Source organism: Candidatus Desulfolinea nitratireducens, from assembly GCF_982879505.1.
The window spans coordinates 1-2,738 of the sequence record NZ_CEYOSI010000206.1; the positions used below are offsets into that span (position 1 = coordinate 1).

Here is a 2,738-nt window from a genome sequence, read left to right on the forward strand (position 1 = left end):
GGTATTGTACTCGGAAAGTTAACCATCGCATAATTGAAATAAAAGAGGATATATGACAAGTTCAAATTTTGATCTAAAACTCAAGAAATATGCTGATTTGGTTGTTAAGGTTGGGTTGAATATTCAACCCGGTCAACGGCTTGTTGTCCTTGCCGGGCTGGACACCGCCCCTCTGGTGCGCTTGATCGCGGCCAGCGCCTATCAACTTGGCAGTCGATTTGTTTCTGTTGTTTGGGTTGATGAACCGATTCACAAGATCAGGTATCAGAATGCACCCCGGGACTCCTTCGAGGAGTTCTCTGGATGGCTGTTCGAGGGTATTTCAGATTCTATGCAAGAGGGGGATGCCTACCTGCAGGTTTGGGGCCGCGATCCTGAGTTGTCAAAGGGTGAAGATCCTGATATTGTCGCGATCCACCGGAAGACCCGCGCGAAGCATTATAAAGCGATAGGAGATCAACAGGGTATCAACGCCGTTCAATGGACAGTGATTTGCCCCCCCACACCGGATTGGGCGACGAAAATATTCCCGGACATTTCGGAAGATGCGGCTTTATCCCGTTTATGGGAAGCTGTTTTCAAGGCTTGTCGTCTCGATAATCCGGATCCAATCGCGTTTTGGGAGGGATACCTGGCAAATCTTGCCAAGCGCAGGGAATATCTCACATCTAAAAAATATACAGCGCTGATATTTAAGGCTTCGGGGACGGACCTTCGAGTAGGTTTGCCGAAGGGGCATCTCTGGGCAGGCGGCAAGGGTAAATCATCACAGGATATTCCATTCGCACCAAATCTACCGACAGAGGAAGTATTTACACTGCCGCATAAGGATCAGACCGAAGGCACCGTCACAGCGACCAAGCCATTGAACTATTATGGCAGCCTGGTCGAGAATTTTAAGTTGACCTTTTCTGAGGGCAAGGTGGTCGATTTTTCTGCTGAAAAGGGTGAAGAGGTGCTGAAAAACATCCTGGCAATGGATGAAAATGCGAGTTTTCTTGGAGAGGTTGCCTTAATCCCACACAAGTCGCCGATCTCACAATCAGGCCTGATTTTTATGAACACTCTCTATGATGAAAACGCTTCCAACCATTTGGCTTTGGGCAGTGCGTATCAGTTCACGCTTAAAGGTGGCGAGACGATGTCTGTTGATGAATTCGCGCAGGCTGGAGGGAATGACAGCCTGATTCATATTGACTTTATGTTTGGTTCCGGTGATATGGATGTGGATGGGGTCACAGCAGAGGGGAAGGCCGAGCCAGTCATGCGCGCAGGGGAGTGGGTCTTTGAGGTTTAGGCTGCTTTTTTTGTCTTAATACTTTTCGATCATAATTTGTAACGCGAACAGTTGATTTCGATATTTGTAAAACTATGCTATAGTTTATCTAATTGATAGACTTCACAGTTGATCATTGTATTATTAGACGTTCATATGTAGGAGGAGAAATGGCAATTTCCCTAGTGTATCCTGTAAGTGGTCCTATTACCCAGCAATTCGGTGGCAACCCGTCGTTTTATGCCAAGTGGGGTTTTCCAGGCCATAATGGCGTTGATTTTGGCATCCCCAATGGGACTCCCGTTAAGGCTGCTGCGGCTGGTATCGTAGAGAAAATTTCATTTGAAGATGGTGGATATGGCAATTACATCAAGCTTCGCCACAAAGATGGCTCGAAAACTTATCACACATATTATGCTCATCTGGCGAATGCAACTGTTTCCGCAGGGCAAAGTGTAAGTGCAGGGACAGTCATTGGCCGTAGCAATAATACCGGAGCCAGTACGGGACCACATTTGCATTTTGGTCTTAGAGTTTCGGGTAAAAATCCTGATTATAAAGGCTATGAAGACCCAATGCCTTATTTAAAAGGTTCAGAAACAACCAGTCACCCTGAATTAGATCTTCCTGGTGTTGTTGATCTCCCCAATCTGGATTTCGAAGTTACCGGCGAACTCTTGAATGTCCGCAGTGGCCCTGGGATTAACTACCCCAAAGTGGCTGTCCTTGAAAAAGGGGAAAAGATTAAAGGAACGCGTCTGCATTCACAGAGTGTCTGGATTGAGTTTGAAGATGGTAAGTGGTGCGCGATGTCCTTTGCCGGTTTTGAATATCTGAAATTCAAATAAAGTGGTGTATTGACAGAGTTGGGGAATCTCTTGGCAGAATTGAAAGAAACCAACAAAAAAATACTCTAATCTGCTGAGTAAATAGTCTTCACAAAAAAGCCTCAGGTCAAATTACTGAGGCTTTTCTTATTTGTACTTAATTGAATTGTATAGAAAGCTCCATGTGCATAATTGGTGCCCTTCGGTAAACTCTTTCTGATTGTGACTAAGGACACTAATATGATCAATTCCAAAACACCAACCCTTGGTATTTTACTGGCCAACACAGGCACTCCAGACGCCCCAACGCCTAAAGCGGTGCGGCGTTTTTTAGCGCAATTTTTGGCTGATCCTCGGGTAATTGAATTATCGCGTTGGGTTTGGTTGCCGCTCCTGCATGGCATCATCCTCAATACCCGTCCACGTCGGTCGGCGCGTTTATATAGCCGGATCTGGGATGAACGCGGATCTCCTTTGCTTTATCATACCGAAGACCTGGCAAAAAAATTGGAAGTCGCTCTCCGCACCCGGTCCCCGGAGGCAAGCCTGAGTGTCGCGGTCGGGATGCGGTATGGCAATCCATCGATCAAAGATGCCCTGGCACAACTTCGTGAGCGTGGTGTGACGGATCTGAT

The 2,738-nt window shown here is 46.6% G+C and carries 3 protein-coding genes; all 3 read left to right on the plus strand.

Translation table 11 applies throughout. The features are described 5' to 3' along the window. Window positions 1-52: 52 nt before the first annotated feature. On the plus strand, window positions 53-1,297 hold the full coding sequence (locus AC3DOM_RS14600; protein WP_487919778.1) for an aminopeptidase: 1,245 nt from the start codon (window positions 53-55) through the stop codon (window positions 1,295-1,297). Window positions 1,298-1,446: 149 nt separating this feature from the next. Further along, on the plus strand, window positions 1,447-2,124 hold the full coding sequence (locus AC3DOM_RS14605; protein ID WP_487919779.1) for a peptidoglycan DD-metalloendopeptidase family protein: 678 nt from the start codon (window positions 1,447-1,449) through the stop codon (window positions 2,122-2,124). Between the two features lie 219 nt (window positions 2,125-2,343). Next, window positions 2,344-2,738 (plus strand): ferrochelatase (locus AC3DOM_RS14610; RefSeq protein WP_487919780.1); only part of this gene is annotated, 395 nt, incomplete at its 3' end.

Bases quoted from the DNA above. Each gene is read 5' to 3' on its own strand.
- AC3DOM_RS14600 (WP_487919778.1), top strand. From the start codon at position 53: ATGACAAGTTCAAATTTTGATCTAAAACTCAAGAAATATGCTGATTTG.
- AC3DOM_RS14605 (WP_487919779.1), top strand. From the start codon at position 1,447: ATGGCAATTTCCCTAGTGTATCCTGTAAGTGGTCCTATTACCCAGCAA.